At 58.3% G+C, this 16,831-nt stretch carries 11 protein-coding genes and 3 riboswitches; of the genes, 6 read left to right on the top strand and 5 right to left on the bottom strand.

What is annotated here, in order from left to right; translation table 11 throughout:
* Positions 1–10: 10 nt before the first annotated feature.
* The 5 genes from KI811_RS11540 to KI811_RS11520 form a co-directional block, all read right to left on the bottom strand.
* Positions 11–1,534 carry a flippase gene (locus KI811_RS11540; RefSeq protein ID WP_214186625.1) on the bottom strand — a complete coding sequence of 508 codons (1,524 nt, stop codon included), beginning with the start codon at positions 1,532–1,534 and terminating at the stop codon, positions 11–13.
* A gap of 87 nt (positions 1,535–1,621) precedes the next feature.
* A complete protein-coding gene (locus KI811_RS11535) occupies positions 1,622–2,848 on the bottom strand; it encodes a GumC family protein (protein ID WP_246551704.1) in 1,227 nt (408 codons plus the stop codon).
* Positions 2,849–2,897: 49 nt separating this feature from the next.
* Positions 2,898–5,387 (bottom strand): SLBB domain-containing protein, encoded by a 2,490-nt coding sequence (locus KI811_RS11530; protein WP_214186623.1) that lies wholly within the window; start codon positions 5,385–5,387, stop codon positions 2,898–2,900.
* A gap of 466 nt (positions 5,388–5,853) precedes the next feature.
* Entirely contained in the window at positions 5,854–7,875 is a 2,022-nt protein-coding gene (locus KI811_RS11525; RefSeq protein ID WP_214186622.1) for a DUF5666 domain-containing protein, read from the bottom strand.
* 381 nt (positions 7,876–8,256) lie between these two features.
* Positions 8,257–9,399, bottom strand: coding sequence for a sensor histidine kinase (locus KI811_RS11520; RefSeq protein WP_214186621.1), 1,143 nt, complete (start codon positions 9,397–9,399; stop codon positions 8,257–8,259).
* Between the two features lie 179 nt (positions 9,400–9,578).
* On the opposite strand from KI811_RS11520, the gene KI811_RS11515 reads away from it, so the two are divergent.
* From KI811_RS11515 to KI811_RS11490, 6 genes are all read left to right on the top strand, one after another.
* Complete coding sequence (locus KI811_RS11515) at positions 9,579–10,886, top strand: SAM-dependent methyltransferase (protein ID WP_214186620.1); 1,308 nt, start codon at positions 9,579–9,581, stop codon at positions 10,884–10,886.
* Between the two features lie 220 nt (positions 10,887–11,106).
* Positions 11,107–11,226, top strand: a riboswitch (molybdenum cofactor riboswitch).
* A gap of 93 nt (positions 11,227–11,319) precedes the next feature.
* Positions 11,320–11,799: a DVU_1557 family redox protein gene (locus KI811_RS18645; protein ID WP_246551702.1), complete on the top strand. Its 480-nt coding sequence runs from the start codon at positions 11,320–11,322 to the stop codon at positions 11,797–11,799.
* Between the two features lie 61 nt (positions 11,800–11,860).
* A complete protein-coding gene (locus KI811_RS11505; protein ID WP_214186619.1) occupies positions 11,861–13,918 on the top strand; it encodes a molybdopterin-containing oxidoreductase family protein in 2,058 nt (685 codons plus the stop codon).
* Positions 13,919–13,954: 36 nt separating this feature from the next.
* On the top strand, positions 13,955–14,830 hold the full coding sequence (locus KI811_RS11500; RefSeq protein ID WP_214186618.1) for an AAA family ATPase: 876 nt from the start codon (positions 13,955–13,957) through the stop codon (positions 14,828–14,830).
* On the top strand, positions 14,830–16,002 hold the full coding sequence (locus KI811_RS11495) for a vWA domain-containing protein (RefSeq protein ID WP_214186617.1): 1,173 nt from the start codon (positions 14,830–14,832) through the stop codon (positions 16,000–16,002). The genes KI811_RS11500 and KI811_RS11495 overlap by 1 nt, the downstream gene beginning before the upstream one ends.
* A gap of 186 nt (positions 16,003–16,188) precedes the next feature.
* Positions 16,189–16,309: riboswitch (molybdenum cofactor riboswitch) on the top strand.
* 95 nt (positions 16,310–16,404) lie between these two features.
* A riboswitch (molybdenum cofactor riboswitch) is annotated at positions 16,405–16,524 on the top strand.
* Positions 16,525–16,644: 120 nt separating this feature from the next.
* Positions 16,645–16,827: a ferredoxin gene (locus tag KI811_RS11490; protein WP_214186616.1), complete on the top strand. Its 183-nt coding sequence runs from the start codon at positions 16,645–16,647 to the stop codon at positions 16,825–16,827.
* The last annotated feature ends 4 nt before the right edge of the window (positions 16,828–16,831 follow it).

Below are 16,831 nucleotides of genomic sequence, written 5' to 3'. Positions count from 1 at the left end.
ACAGGTCTCGCTATTTAGCCGATTTGAGGGCAGACAGTTTTCCCACCAGATAAGATCGTTCGTTTACCGACAGCAGCAATTTCCACCCCGCGGTCATCAAAGCAATAAGCATCACCGCAAAGATGGCGAAACTCACATCCCATTGGGGAAGCACCACGATACCCACCAGACATGCTATGGCGGCAATGGCACATATACCGGTAGTGAGGGATACGCCTGACCGGGAGGTGAAGGAGCGTCGTGTCGCGTAAAAAAGGAGAACTGAGTCGACCGCGACCCGTCCGGTCCAGGCAAGGGCGGCACCGTTAATGCCTGCGGCTTTCACCAGGAACCATAGTGCGGGAATGTAGAGCAGCAGCTCCGCAATGTGCAGTTTCGAGGTTATGTCCGGTTTGCCTACCCCTTGTAGGAACGAAAACGGAACTTGCGCTAAACAGTTTATGAAAACGCCGATCGCAAGCCACTGGAGCACGCGAAAACTGTTATCGGCAAAGGTGTGGCCAAGCCAGAGGGCAATTCCCTGATGGGCTCCCGCAACAATGACGAAAACCAGTGGGAAGATGCCCAGCAGCTGGTATTTGACGGCACGATGAAAGAGCTCGGCAGTATGGGAAGGATTCTCGGCGTGGTTTGCCGCAAACGCGGGAAAAAGAACGTTCATCAGCGCCCCCGGGATCATCCAGAGCTTTGTGATGATTTCATAGGGCGTGGCGTAATAGGCAACGGCAGTGATCGAGATGACCGCTCCGATCAGAAAACGATCGAAATAGACCATGAAGGGTCCGAGTATGTTGGATACGGTCATCCATCCGCCGAATCTGAACAGCGGTTTGATGATGCTGGTTTCCAAGACAACGCGCTTGCGTAAATCAGGTGCGATCTTGAAGCAGTAATGCAGATGAATGCCAAAGGTTATGATTCTCCCGATCAGAAGAGCGGCAATAATGGGAATCAGGTTGTTGCTGAAGGGGATAATTGCCAATGGAGCCGCATAGGAATAGGTTCCCATTGGGATACGGATGGCATTGATGATGTCGAACCGGTGATAGGCGGTGAGAACACCGATCAAAGCGGAAGTCAGGGTCACAAACGGGATGGACAGGGCCGTAACGTAGAGCGCGGATTCCGTTTCGTGCTGGAACGCCAGGGGAACCTTAAGGATGCTATGTACCAGGGGGGAGGCAATCATGGCGAATAGTAGCGCTCCTGCGGCAGAACATGCCAGTATGAGAGACATTGATGTCCAGAAGATTCCTGCGACATCCTCGTATCTATCCTTGCCGATCTTCCCTGCTATGAGTTGTGTAAGCGCCCTACCAAGCCCCATGTCAAACAGGCTAAAATAGCCAATCAGCATCCAGACAATGGTGATTACAGCAAAGCGGTCTGTGCCGAGATGCTTGATCAGAACGGGAATCGTGACAAGGCCGACGCCCATGGGGACTAGTTGGCCTACCAGATTGAGTGTGGCGTTTCTGGCAATCGAGCAACCGCTGGTGAAACTCCTTGCATTTATGACAGGCCGGTCGTTCATAGATTTGTGATATCCCGCTTTTTGTAATGACTTGAAAGGGCATGATTTTTCCAATTCAAACAACCAGAAGATGCAGTCCTTCAGGCGCTATTCGTTCTGCAGACTCAGCTTCTGCTTTTTCCAGAACAACAGCCGGCCTTTCAACTCGAACCACCGAATCTTGTCCTGCTCGGACATCCTGTCGATATGTTCGAGCACAAAGGAGAGGTAGACCGAGCAGAGGAACGCCGTAAGAGCGGCAACCAGCACGATCAGCGTACGGTGGGGTTTGCTCTTCTTCTCAGGCACTTTTGCCACCTGGAGCACCTGGAACGGCGAAACATCCTTGACCTCGGACATCTTTGCCACTTCATACTGCTTTGTGAGCAGCTCAACCATTGTCTCCTGGATCTTGAAATCCCGCATCAGCCGCAGGTACTGCTGTCCCAACTGCGGCATGCTCCCCACCGACGGAATGGCGCTGCCTCCGCCGCCATTGCCTTCGAGCCTGGCGATCTGGGCCTGCAGCCTGCCGATGGCGGCCTTGGACGTTCTCACTTCCTGACTCGAATCGGTGAACTGGCTCCGGTAAGCGGAAAGCTGCACTTCCTGGGCGGCAAGCTGGGCACGCAGTTGCGCCACGCCTTCGATGGTGGCCTTCGCCTGATCGCTTACCGATACGGCTTTGTTTTTCGACTGAAAGGCCTTGAGCGCATCCTCCGCCTTGGCAAGATCGGCACGGGCCGAGGCAAGCCGTTTTTCCAGATACATCCTGTCATTGCCCGCAGACGCCATGTTGAGCCGGACTGCCAGTCTCCCCAGCTCCTCCACGTACGCATTGGCCATTTCCGCCGCGCGCCTGGGATTCTTGTCATCCACGGCAATGGTGATAACACCGTCCTTTTTGCCCGCTGTAATGGCTACATGTTTGTCCAGCGCTCCATAGGCGTCAGTCCGGTACTTCGCCTCATAGGCTTCCATCAGCCTGAAGCGGTCGATGAGCGGGTCCCTGATGGTTTCGCCATTGAGCATGGTCATGTACACGTCGGCCTTGGAGGGGTTGCCGAGCCCGATCCTTCCGACTCCGGCCAAGCCGGCCAGTTGGCCAAGGGCGGCTCCCACACCTTCGTGGTCGTCCTCCAGCGGCAGGATCATGGACCGTGCCGTATAGAGGTTCGGCAGCAGCAGCGTGTAAATCACGGCGACAATGGCGGCAGCGAGGGTGACGCAGGCGGTCAGCCGCCAGCGCTTGATGATTACGGCCGCGAAATCGAGCAGAGTGAACACGGGTTTCGAGGTGCGGGTATCGTCAGTTGACTTTTCTGAATGCAGCATCATATGAACTCCGCGAATCCTAGTAGGCCTTGCCTTTCCGCCACCATCGCTACAGACCTGCCGCCACTATCACCCCGGCCGCAAGGGCCAGGTTGCCGAGTGTGACGGCCATGTCCTTGATTTCCCGCATCCAGGCAATTCTCTCGAATCTCTGGGGCACTATGACGGTGTCGCCCGGCTCCAGGGAGGTTGACATGAAACCGCCGAAGGTCCAGCGGCGCTGGGAATCGCTCCAGTTTATGCCAAAGGACGACTGCTGGCGGCTCAGGACCGTCCCGTCGGCGCGGACGATATAGATGTCGCATTTTTCCGCGTTTCGGGTCGGACCCCCCGCTTTTTCCAGATAGAACGCCACATCCTCATTGTTCTCGGGGATAAAGCTGGTCGGGTTATAGACCTGCCCAAGGACGCTCACGGCGTGGGGCTGCTGGGGCACTTCAAGGGTGTCTCCCCCCATGAGTTCCACGTCGGAGGCAGTGCCCTTGAACGTGTCAGGTTGTTCCAGACGGATCACCAGCCGCCCTTCCGCCTTCGCCGTCTTCAGCAGCGCCACGGACCGCTGCAGGCTCTCCAGGGCCGCCTTGGTCGCCTCCACTTCCTCCTTCGAGCTTGCGGTCGTTGCCAGCTCGGCCTGTTTTCTCAGGATCTCCTGCTCGGAGGCGGCCACCATTTCATCCATCCTCTTCTGCTGCAGCTCCCGGAGGGGCTCCCTGGTGTATTTGGCGGCGCGCAGATATGCCTTGTCCGTGAAGCCGCCGGCCCGCTCGATCAAGGTGCTCAGCTTTTCTCCCTTGTGGATCGGATAGACGCCGGGGAACCTGAACTCGCCGCGAAGCGTGACGTATCTCTCCTTTTCCTCGGCCCAGTTGGGGATTTTCCTGATGGTCACCTCGTCAAAGGGGGCGAGCACCAGGTTGTCTTTGGGGTCGCCCTTCAGGGCCTGATCCAGGTTGATGACGATGGGAAACGATGAGACCGACTCGCCGGTCTTGGATATCCGGTTGATCTCGGCATTCTTCAGATAGGCGGAGGTCTTGAGGTTGCCGGCCTCCATAAGGAGATCGCGGACCGTCATGTTGGCGAAGAGCCGATATTCTCCGGGTCGCTGCACCTCGCCGTTCACCCTGACCTTCGGCATCTCCTCCATCTCCCAGCGGGAGAAGATCCTCACCTCGTCGAACTCCTTCAGTTCCAGGTCGTGCTCGGGATCGCCCGCAAGCGCCTTGGCGACATTGACGAATATTTTCTCCGGATGGGAATCCGGCGGGTAGAGCCGGGTTATTTCCGCGGCATCCTTGTAGTATTCGGTGAGGAGATTGTCCTGGGACAGGAGCTGGCTCAGCCGCATGTGGGGCTGGAGCGCATAGATCCCGGGACGGAGCACGTAGCCGTCGAGCCTGACATGGTCGCGGAGGGTGGCGTTGATGGGGAATATCTTGACGATATCCATATCCTGGATTGTTATGCCCTGTACGATCTGATCCAGGGATTTCCCCGCTCCTTTCGGATCGATGTTGAAATCGGCAACCATCCGTTTGTCATGGGCGTCGACCCTGGTAATCTGCACCCTCTGCAGATAGCCGGTGGGAAGGAATCCTTCCGCCAGGTCAACCAGGTCGCCCAGGTTCTTTTCGTCCTTCAGTTCATAGATGGCGGGCCGCTTCACGTTTCCGGCGATTCCGGCGACCCTGCCGATGACCGGCACGAAGATGGTGTCGCCGGGCTGGAGACGGATGTCTTTTCCTTTATCCCCCTTGAGGAAAAAATCGTAGAGATCGACCGTTTCCACGATCTTCCCCCCACGCTTGATCTTGATATTTCTCAGGGTGCCGGTTTTAAGCGGCCCCCCCGATGCGGCAAGGGCGTTGATCAGGGTCGAGAGCGGGCTCAGGTTGTAGTCGCCGGGCATCTTCACTTCGCCGACCACGTACACCTTGATGACACGCAGCTTGCCCATGGTCACATTCAGGTCGAAATTCTTGTATATCTTCGACAAATGGGTTTTCAGCACCTCCGGCAGCCGCTCGAAGGTGATTCCCCACACCTTGACGCTCCCCACCCGCGGAAGCACGACTTCCCCGCTCCGGTTCACCTCCAGTTCGTGGGTGCCTTCGGCGCTCCCCCAGATGTTCAGGATGATCCGGTCTCCCGGGCCGATAACGTAATCGGGGCCCACGGGGATGTCGGCAAGGGGAGCGAAACCGGCTGCGGACGGCCTGAAGAAGTTGTACCCGAACTGCCTGAGCCCCTGTACCTCGTAAGGCTGAGGGCGGGTATTGTCTTCCGCGCCGGCTTTGGCAATAACGCTTTTTTCAATGGCGGAAAGCCCGTCCGCATCCGCGGCGGACTCTTTTGCCGTTGCCGTGTTGCCTTCTTCGGTATTTTTTCGGGAGGATGAAGCCTCTGCCGGGGGCGAGGCCTTGGCAGCCGACGTCATTGGCTGGAATGAGGGAGTAACGGCGGCCGCCGGCGACCGCAGGGCTTTCACGGGGAATGACGGAGAAAGCTCCGCGGCAAAACCAGGGAAACCGGAAAGCATTCCGGCAACACACATCAGGGACATTAAAAGTAATTTTACATTTTTCAAGGCGCCCCTCCTCTGTCGGTATAGCAGATTCCCGTCGTCGCATCTTTACGTGCTTCCCGGACTTTCAAGATATGGTGCTAATCTTACAATTTATATCTGCAATGACCACAGCACTTGGCAAATCCCTGGAGCGTATATGTCGACAGACAGAAAGTTAAGGCACATTTACCCTCAGAAGCTCCAATGAGCCCCTTGAACGCTCGGCAACCCGACGTTTGATGACATTATGAGGCGGAGCAGACCGTCAATGTATTCATGCAGAATCGTCCGACAGAGAGGGAGATCCGACGCTATCGGTACTGATGTTTGAAATGAGCTGCCGGAAGGGGCCTGCAAAGGCCCGCTTCCGGCAGTGCTGTGATGGCTTCTTGATCAGAGGTTCACGTACTGCAATGACCGTGAAGCCTGGCGCCGGACTCTACCACACTCTGCCTCCAGCATGGCAGCCAGGGGTCGCGCACGTTCTCGTGGTCGCATTAAACCCGATGCTGCTGACAACGTTTATGACTCCGTTCAGGTGAGTAGCCGTGTTCACCGTTGTGCTGCTGTAGCCAGGACCGTGGCAGGCGGCGCAACTCAACCCCGCTGTATTGACATGGAAAAGATGTTGGCCCGTCGCCGGAGGAATGGCATGGCAGCTGCCGCAGGCAGGCTGAGCGGCTGACGTCATTGCCGAAACCTGGGCCGACGGGGCGCCCTCTCCGGCAACGTTCTGGGCCGTGAGCACGTAGAAGTAGGTCGTGGCGGCGGTCAGACCGGTCTGAACGTAGGGAGAGGTAACACCGGCGATCTTGGTCCCCGTTGCCGGGGTAACGCCCGTGGTCGTGGACCAGTAGAGGTTGTACGAAGCTGCGCCGGTAACGGCAGGCCAGGTGATGGTCACCTGATTGGCGCCACCCGTGGCTGTCACGCCGGTGGGAGCGGCCGGTACGGTCACCGCGGCGGCGGGAGTGGCCGAAACCTGGGCCGAGGGAGCGCTTTCGCCAGCAGCATTGACTGCGGTCACGACGTAGAAGTAGGTGGTGCCGTTGGTCAGGCCGGTCTGTACGTAGGGAGAGGTGACGCCGGCGATCAGGGTTCCGTTAGCCGGGGTAACGCCCGTGGTCGTGGACCAGTAGAGGTTGTACGAGGTCGCGCCGGTAACGGCAGGCCAGGTGACGGTCACCTGATTGGCGCCGGCTGCGGCTGTCACGCCGGTGGGAGCAGCCGGTACGGTTGCCGCGGCGGCAGGAGTGGCCGAAACCTCGGTCGAGGGAGCGCTCTCGCCAACGGCGTTAACTGCGGTCATGACGTAGAAGTAGGTGGTGCCGTTGGTCAGGCCGGTCTGGGTGTAGGGAGAATTGACATTGGCGATCTTGGTCCCCGTTGCCGGGGTGACGCCCGTGGTCGTGGACCAGTAGATGTTGTACGACGTCGCATTGGCTACGGGAGACCAGGAGATAGTTACCTGCCCGGAACCGGCGGCAGCCGTTGGAGCGGGAGCTGACGGAACGGTGGCCGGTGGCGCTGCGGTTTCAACGGTGATCTTCGTGGCATTCAGCACGCCGTTTGCGAAAGTGCCTTCCACCTCAACCTTGACGCCGTTGGCGACCCCGGTAAGGGAAAGATTCCCCGCGTTGACCTGCGTGCCTGCTACCGTGAACGTATTGCCGGTGAGATTCTGAACGAGCCCTTCTACTTCCACGCGGCCCTTGTGAGTATCGTCGACCTCGATCCCCTCTTTGAAGGAGGAAACTTTAGTCGCCTTGAGTGTTGTGCTGGTGAATGCCGTAAGGGTACCTTCGACCTTGACGAACGATCCAACCGCGGTGCCGGCCGGCAGGGTGATGCCGGTAGCGTCAACGGTCAGGCCGCCGATGGTGAAGCTGGTGGCGGTGGGCATGGTGGTGATGGCCGCCTTCAGTTCGACGACCGTGGCCGGCGTCCAGTCGGGGAGATGCCGCTCGATGCGGGTTGCCTTGATCGTGCCGCTGGCATCCGCAAAGCCGCTCACCTGAACCATTTGTCCCGGCATGGGGGCGCTGTTGAAATCGTCGAACACCGTTGACGAATCAAACGTGATGTTTTGCCCCAGAACCGTCATGGTTTTAGCGGCACTATCCAGCGTCGCAATGGGCCCTTCGAGGTTATCGGCGAACTTGACATTCTTCGCCTTGGCATGGGTGCTGTCGCTGAAGTCCCCGTCGACCGTGACAATCATGCCGACTTTCAGCCCGCCGGCGACATCATCGGGATTTTCCATGGCGATGTTGGCGCCGGTGGTGTCGTATTCTACCCCGTTGACAAAGATGCTCCCCAGCTTGGTAATGACCCCCTTGCTGGTCCCCTGGCTGGCGACCGGTGCCGAACCGCCGCCACCTCCTCCGCAACCTGCCATGACCATCACCCACACCATCATGAATGCGGCGGCAAACACCTGGTACAACAATCGTTTTCTCATCGTGTCCTCCTTGACCCTTGGCTCTGTAACTTTGCCGACTGTTCCGTATGCGCAGAGTGAGTTCTGCGGCAACCAAGGGCAATAGTACCAGCAGCCCTCGGGCGAGGAGGTAGGAGCATGTCTGTTTTTGGATTAAGACATTCGAGAACCGGAGGCATGTCCGCACCTGCGGACTGACCGGCGTTAACTGTAGGATATCTTAGCAGGCATGCCAGGAAATGAAGATAGGAGTACGTCTGTTTTTGGACTAGGAGTTTTAGGTAGAAACAGGGTAGGAATTCAGACAAGCGCCGTGCGGCGTAGTCCTACGGGGACGGATGATCGTACAGGGGGCAAGGGAATCGAGCCGCCCCCCTACGCGACCAAACAAAAGAGCAGGGATCAAAGGCTGAAATAGAATGTCGCTCCCATCCCTTTCTCCCCCTCGGCCCAGATTTTGCCGCCATGGCGCTGGATTATCCGTGACGCCGTGGCGAGACCGATGCCGAATCCGGCAATCTCGCGGTCAGATTCGAGTCTCTGGAAGGGGATGAAAAGCTTATCGGCATCCTGTTGATCGAATCCGATCCCATTGTCACGGACAAAATAGATGAGATCGTCCTCCTTGTTGATCATGCCGAACTCGATATGGGCATCTTCTTTTTTCATGGAGTACTTCAAGGCATTTCCGAAGAGATTTTCGAGGACGATCCGCAGCAGTTCGGGGTCGCAAAAGCCTTTGACCCCCTCGGCGATTGAGAAAACCACCCGGCAGCCCGGTTGCTGCTGGAGCAGACTGTTTTTGATTTCATTAGCCATGCCGCTGAGATCCGACCAGCTTTTTTCCACGCGCTTGCGCGAGTAGAGGGAGAATTTGAGCAGGACTCCGATGAGGTTGCTCATGCGGAGAACTTCCCTGTGTATGATCCTGAGACATTTCTTCCCCTCGTCGTTCAGGGCCGCGGCGTGCATTTCGAGCAGCACCTGGGCGAAACCGCTGATGGATACCATGGGAGAGCGAAGATCGTGGGCAACCGTATAGTTGAACGCTTCAAGCTCGCTGTTCGCCATTTCCAGGTCCGCCGCCTTCCGGGCGAGGTCGTCATTGAGGCTCCGGATCAGTTCGTTCTGCCGCGCAATCTCCTGCTCCGCCCTGACAATGGACAGCACCTTGTCCAGAACGGCGAAAATCTGATGAATATCGATGGGCTTCAGGATGTAGTGGCTGATGCCGATCTCGATGGCTCTCATCAACTGCTGCGTGTTGGCGTAGGCAGTCAGGGCGATGATCTCGGTGTGGGGTCGCAACGACTTGATCTCCGTCGCCATCTTGAGGCCATCGGTTACGGGCATGTTGATGTCGGTGACGACGATCTGGGGCAGATTCTGCCTGAATGCGACAAAACCCGATTCGCCGTCTTCAGCGACAAGGATCCGCAACTCCGGGTAACGGCGTGCAATGATTGCGCTGAACATCTCACGGGTGTCCGGTTCATCTTCAACATAGAGAAGCGATATCCCTCGCTCTACCGAATCAGTTGCCATCACATTTCACCTCAATCCTGAACATTGCGCCGTCTTGAGTATTGGGACCAGCAAATAATCCAAAATATTATACCCTCCCGTCTCACCTTCCTCAACCATCTCCAATTAAAGGCCGAGTTGCATACTCCGGAAACCTCATTACAATTCAATTTCAAAGACATATTTTCAAGGAGGAAAATATGCCTGGAAATCACATGGTACGGGAACGTCCCCGCCGCGCGGGCGAGGGCACCGTTGCAGCCCTCTCCTTTCTGGAGAAAGCGCTGGCTGGGTATCATCCGCGAGATTTCGAAGTTCGCCTCTGGGACGGCACGCTTCTGGAGGCCGAAGAGAAGCCCCGCTTCACCATGGTACTCAACCACCCCGGCGCCCTCCGCGGGATGTTCCTGAATCCCAGCCAGATAACCCTCGGCGAGGCGTTCATCCGCAAGGACTTCGACATCGAGGGGGACCTGGTCGCGGCCAGTGCCCTCGGCGACTATCTCATGGGTCTCCATTGGGGGGTTCTCGACCGGTTCCGCATGGGCAAAGACCTCTTCACCCTCCCGGCAGCGGCGAAGCCGTCAGGTCCCGACCACGCCTCCGCTCATCTGTCCGGGTCCGTGCATAGCAAAAAGAGGGACAGCCAGGCCATCGCCCATCATTACAACGTCTCAAACGACTTCTACCGCCTCTGGCTGGACGAACGGATGGTCTATTCCTGCGCCTACTTCACCTCTCCCTGCGAAAATCTCGACGCTGCCCAGGAGCGAAAACTCGACTACATCTGCCGCAAACTTCGGCTGAAACCGGGAGAACGGCTGCTGGACATCGGCTGCGGCTGGGGCGGGCTGGTGCTCCATGCTGCACGCAATTACGGCGTTGAGGCTTGCGGCATAACCCTCAGCAGCCCCCAGGCGGAACTGGCCGGCGAGCGCATCCGGGCTGCCGGGCTGGGGGACCGCTGCCGGGTGGAGGTGAAAGACTACCGCGAGCTGGACGGCGCGGGAATGTACGACAAGATCGTGAGCGTCGGGATGTTCGAGCACGTGGGGAAAGCGCGCCTTGAGGAATACTTTGACCGTGCTTTCCGGCTTCTCGGAACCGGCGGGGTATTCCTCAATCACGGGATTGCCGCCGGCCAGGGCTACTGTTCAGACGACGATAACTCGTTCATTGAGCGCTACGTCTTTCCGGACGGCGAACTGCTGCCGATAGACGTGACGCTCAAGGCCGCCGCTGCCAGTGGCTTTGAAGTGCGCGACCTGGAAAGCCTGCGGGAGCACTATGCCCTTACCCTGCGCCACTGGATAAATCGTTTGGAGAGTGCTGCCGAGGAAGCTATCAGTATCGTCGGCGAGGCCACATACCGCATCTGGCGCCTCTATATGGCAGGTTCCGCCCATGCTTTCGACCGCAACCGAATCAACATCTACCAGGCAGTACTGCTGAAATCGCGCGCCGGAAACAGCGGACAGCCCTTTACACGGGCCGACTGGTACACCTGAGTATCATCGCCAAATCCTTTTCCAGCCGCAATCCCGGCCTCCTCATGACGTTTTGCAAGAGCCTCAAACAAACACAAAAATTTAGTTTGACAACAAAAAGGTATTGCAGTACCTATTTACCATAATGCGCTAGGCGACTGATCAGGATAATTCGATTTGTTTCGGCGCCCCGCGTGTCAGTCATCTGTAGCACGGATCACAGAAAGTGCTGCAGTTACAATTCAAGACCAGTCTCCGAGCCGCGGCGCCTAAAAGGTAAATCCTCATGGCGGTCCGGCCTATGGGTATCGCTGGAAACGGCGTTGCCTTCCTTATGCAAAGGGGACCCAACGGCGCGGAGGTGTGTCTGCGACGTCAAGGGGCCTTTCTATCCAGAGAGCGCCCCTTTGACGTTCAATGAGCACGATGTCGATGAGGGGGGACAGGTGCAGTCATGAACCGGCTTGACGCCATACAAATACATTTGGAGCCGGGATTGCGGGCGCTGATGGAGGCGAGGGGTATAACAGAGGAGGATGTCTGCCGGGTGCTGACGTTCGCTGAGGGGGAGAGGCGCTTCTATACGCAGAAGGTGACGGATCACAGGCTGGCCAGTTTCACCCCGGCAAAGGTCACGTACTGGGTGGAATATGGGCTGAAAGTGGATGATTATGAAATCCGCAGCGTCTATTCCCACCGCATGAAGATACTGGAAGGCTTCAACATGCCGTCAAAAAAGGAACCTGAAGAGATCGGCTGGCTCTGCGCGAAGTGTGACCTTCCGCTGGAATTGGCGGCCGTCAAATTGACATACCTTGACGAAACCTTCGTGGTCGACCTTCCCGCCTGTCCCTCCTGCCAACGGGTGCTGGTGAGCGAGGAGAATGCCGTCGGCAAGATGGCCCTTGCAGAGCAGATGCTCGAAGACAAGTAAAGCTGCTGAAGGTGGACGCCTGACAACTCATTTATTTTCGGAATTAATTGGAGGTTCGCACATGACGGACGGCGCTGAAAAGACGGTTTATTCCGCTTGTACCCTCTGCTACCACAGCTGCGGGACCGAGGTTACGGTCAAAGGGGGTAAGGTAACCGAGGTCAAGGGGCAACAGTCCCATCCGCTCAACAAGGGAAAACTCTGTCCCAAGGGACGGGCGACTCTGGAACATCTCTATCATCCCGACCGTCTCACCCACCCCCTCAAGAAGGTCGAGGGGGGATGGGAGAAAATATCCTGGGAACAGGCTTTTTCGGAAATCGGCACGAAGCTTAACGGGCTGAAGGAGCAGTACGGCCCTGAAACGCTTGCCTTCTTCTGCGGGTCCATCGGGGTTGAAAACCTGGAGATCGTCTCCCTGACCCACCGTTTTCAGGGAGCCTTCGGCACGCCGAACTTCTTTTCGGTGGAGAGCATCTGTTTCCGGATGCGGGTTCGTACCCGGCAGATGACCTTCGGCAAATACGTGGTGGAGGAGCTGGATTCCCCCCTCTATATCCTCTGGGGGCACAATCCGGCCGCTTCGGATTTTCCGCTGGCCATGGCCATCGCCGAGAACATGAAAAAGGGTTCCAAGGTGGTGGTCATCGATCCCCGACGGATAGCCATTGCCGACAAGGCGGAAATGTACCTGGCCATCAGACCCGGCACGGACGGCGCAATGGCGCTGGCGATGATCAACGTCATGATCAACGAGAAGCTCTATGACGCCGAGTTTGTGGAGAAATGGACCTACGGCTTCGACAAACTGGTCCCCCATGTGCAGCAGTACACCCCCGAGTGGGCGGAACAAATCACCTCGGTCAAAGCCGATGACATCAGGAAGCTGGCCCGGCTCTTCGCCGGCACAAAGGGGGCCGGCATCTACCATGGCACCTGCACCCAGGACCAGTGCGCCAACGGGAGCCAGACGGACCGTGCCTTCGCCATCCTGCAGACGCTGACCGGCAACATCAACGTCCCCGGCGGCTGGGTCGCCGGGCCGCGATTGCGCCTGGCGGACATCACCCTCCCCATTCCGGGCGTCCCCCTCGGGGCGGACGAGTACCCGCTTTTTCATCAGTTCTGGGGACGGACGAGCCCCTACGGCGTCATGAACATGGTCCCCGAGAGCATTCCCGACAAGATAAAGGCCTTTATCGTTGCCGGAGGCAATCCTCTGGTTACCATGCCGGATTCCAACGCCCTGCAGGAGGCCTTCGACCGGCTCGACCTGCTGGTGGTGTACGATCAGTTCATGTCCGAAACGGCCCGGCATGCCCATTACGTACTACCGTCCGCCCACCATCTGGAAGGATGGGGGCTCGGCTACAACTACAACGTCTGCCACAACCTTCCCTATCTCATGCTGCGGGAGCCAGCGGTTGAACCTCTGGGTGAAAGCAAGACGACCCTCGAGTTCTATGCAGGGCTCGCCGAGGCATGCGGTTTCGGCGAGCTGTTCCCCTGGAAGTCCGATAAGGAACTGATCGCCGACGAAGTGGCCCCCAGCGGGCTCGATTTCCATACGCTGCTGGCCAGCAAGGGGGGGGCACTGTTCGGAGAGAAGACCTACGGGCTCCAGGGACGGCCTTTCCCCACGCCGTCGGGAAAGATCGAAATTTACAGCCATGCTTTCGAGGAAGCCGGGTTCGATCCGCTCCCCACCTATCTTGAACCGTTCAAGAGCCCCCAGGGACCACGCTGGGAAGAGCTCGGCGAGAGGTATCCCCTGGTCTTGGCCACCGGGACGCGGACCCTCTACTACAACGGCACGCAACTGCACAATATTCAATCGCTGCAGAAATTCGAGCCGTTCCCCCGGGCGGAGATCGGCCCGCAGACTGCCGCGGCCTTCGGCATAGCCCACAAGGATGACGTAATCGTCGAGACGGACCGGGGTTGGGTGCGGATGAAGGCCGACGTGAACGAGCGCACCATGGAGGGCGTGGTGCTGGTCCCCCACGGCTGGGAAGGGGAGGCGAACTGCAACCGCCTGACCGACGCCCAGTGCCGGGAGCCGATCATGGGATATCCCCAGTGGAAGGGGCTCCTCTGCGCTATTCGAAAGGCCGAGTGACCGTCGCCGACTATCAAGACCAAGGAGAGACGAACCATGAACAATCAGCCATTCCACCAATTTTGCGGCACCGAGGGGTACGTGGCCTCCCGGGCTCTGCAGGATGTAGTCAACGTGGCCATCGCCCTGGAGCGACCGCTCCTGCTTAAGGGGGAGCCGGGCACGGGGAAAACGCTCCTGGCCCACCATATCGCCAAGGCGCTGGGGATGGAGATCATTCTCTGGAACGTGAAGTCCACCACCAAGGCCCGCGACGGCCTCTACACCTACGATACGGTCCAGCGGCTGAACGATGCCCGGTTCGGCGACGGCGACGTGCGGGACATCCGCCGCTACATCAAACACGGCCCCCTGGGGCGCGCCTTTGCCGGTCCGGAACGGGTGGTGCTCCTGATCGACGAGGTGGACAAGGCCGACATCGAGTTTCCCAACGATCTCCTCTTCGAACTGGACGAGATGCGCTTCCACGTCCTGGAGACCGACGAGTGGGTGAATGCCCGCCATCGGCCGGTGGTGATCGTTACGTCAAACTCGGAGAAGGAACTTCCTGACGCCTTCCTCCGCCGCTGCGTATTCCACTACATCGATTTCCCGGACGAGGAGCAGATGCGCGCCATCATCGATGTCCATTTCCCCAGCCTCTCCAGCGAGCTGATGCGGAGCGCCTGCCGGATTTTCTACGGACTGCGCGAGGTGTCGGGGTTGCGAAAGCGTCCCTCCACCTCCGAGCTCCTTGACTGGATCAGGGTGCTGCTGGCGAGCGGGGCCAAGCTCCCGGAGGAGACTGTCCCGTTCAAGTCGGTGCCGTTCCTGGGGGCGCTGGTCAAGATGGAGGAGGATCTGGATACCCTCACCCGCCACGCCGATCGTTCGGCGGACGTGCGGACCGCAGGCCACAGGTTCTTCCGCTGATGTTTCTGGCGCTCTTCCATTCCCTGCGTGCCCTCAAGGTGCCGGTCAGCCTCACCGAGTGGCTGACGCTTCTGGAAGGTCTGTCCAAGGGTCTGCACAACGACAGCCTCGACGATTTCTACTACCTGGCCCGGGGGCTCCTCGTGAAGGACGTCGCTTACTACGACGCCTTTGACCAGGCCTTTGCCTACTGCTTCAAGGATGCGCCGCTGCCTGAGGATCTGGCCACCAAAGAGAAGATCCTGGAGTGGCTTTCAAGTCCTCTGACCCAGCTCCGGCTTTCCCCGGAGGAACTCGACCGGATGCAGTCGCTCAGCATGGACGAACTCCTGAAGGAGCTGGAGAAGAGGCTGCGGGAGCAGGACGAGGCCCATCACGGCGGAAAGAAATGGATCGGCACCGGAGGAACCAGCCCATTCGGTTTCAACGGCATGCACCCGTCCGGGATCTCCTTCGCCTCCGAAAGGAGCGGCGGACGGGCCGCCATGACGGCGTTCGCCCGCAAGTACCGAAACCTCAGAAACGACCTGACCCTGGACGTGCGCCAGATCAGTGTGGCCCTGAAGCGGCTGCGTGACCTGCAGGACGTCGGCGCCGAAGAGACCCTGGACCTCAAGGCCACCATCGACAAGACCTGCAGGAACGCCGGCGAGATCGATCTGGTCTTCGGCCGGGAACGGGAGAACCAGGTGCGTCTGCTTCTGGTCATGGACTCGGGGGGCTCCATGGAACCGTTCCGGAACCTTTCGGAACGGCTCTTTTCCGCTGCCAACAAGCTGAACCACTTCAAGGACTTCCGGGCCTTCTACTTTCACAACTGCGTTTACGAGAAGCTTTATACCGACCTGGAGACGGACGAGTCCGTTCCCACCGCCGAGGTCTTCCGGGAGTTCGGCAAGAAGTACCGCCTGATCGTGGTCGGCGATGCCGCCATGGCTCCCTATGAGCTGTTCTACCACTCCGGATCGCTGGAGCACTATCACCAGAACGCAACCAAGGGGATCGATTGGCTCAGGCAGACCGCCGAGGCCTTCCCCAGGCGGGCCTGGATGAACCCCTTGCCGGAGAACAGCTGGAACCACTACGAGACCGTACCCGCAGTGGGGGGGCTCTTCCCCATGTTCCCCTTCACCCCCGAAGGGTTGGGACGGGCCGTGCGGCATCTGATGTAACCGCCGTCTTCCGCTGCTCGCAGGGGAAGGGGAAGCAACCGGCAGGAATTACAGACATAACAGAAATATTTAACTAAGAGTATTTTGTTCTTGTCATAAAATAGTAATGTAGTACCATATTACCACGGAGAACTAAGATAAGATGACCGACCTGCTAAAACACCGCGGGTAGTTCACAGATGAAAATAGAACAACAGTCTCCGAGCCGCGGCGCCTAACAGGGAAAACCCTCATGGCGGTCCGGCCTATGGGTATCGCTGGAAACGGCGTTGCCTTCCTTATGCAAAGGGGACCCAACGGCACGGGAGTATCCGTGCCGTCAAGGGGCCTTTCTATCCAGAGAGCGCCCCTTTTGTATTCCGCCGAGGCCGAACGGCACTGTGCGGAATGTTTGACCGGAAAATTTGAAACCGTCTCCGAGCCGCGGCGCCTAAAAGGGAAATCCTCATGGCGGTCCGGCCTATGGGTATCGAGGGAAACGGCGATGCCTTCCTTATGCAAAGGGGACCCAACGGCGCGGAGGTGTGTCCGCGCCGTCAAGGGGCCTTTCTATCCAGAGAGCGCCCCTTTTGTTTTATGTGCATCGGCAGGTATCGAGGAGCATGACCGGCATACCATTCAGACAACAGAGAGGGGGCAGGGATGAAATTCGAGGGAGTTGGCTGTTACCTGGAAGTGAATCTGGCGACGGGAACTATCGAACGCGTGGCACTGGACCAGGAGGTGATGAGGGAGCATCTCGGATGTCCGGATGCGCGGATCGGAGAAGCATGCGGCGGATTCTGCCAGCATTCGCTGGAGAAGTGCCTCCGCATAGAGAATTAGAAAT

The sequence above is a fragment of the Geobacter hydrogenophilus genome (assembly GCF_018501225.1).
GTDB classification, from domain to species: domain Bacteria; phylum Desulfobacterota; class Desulfuromonadia; order Geobacterales; family Geobacteraceae; genus Geobacter; species Geobacter hydrogenophilus.
The sequence above is the reverse complement of the archived record's forward strand: the minus strand, read 5'-3'. Positions and strand labels throughout refer to the sequence as shown.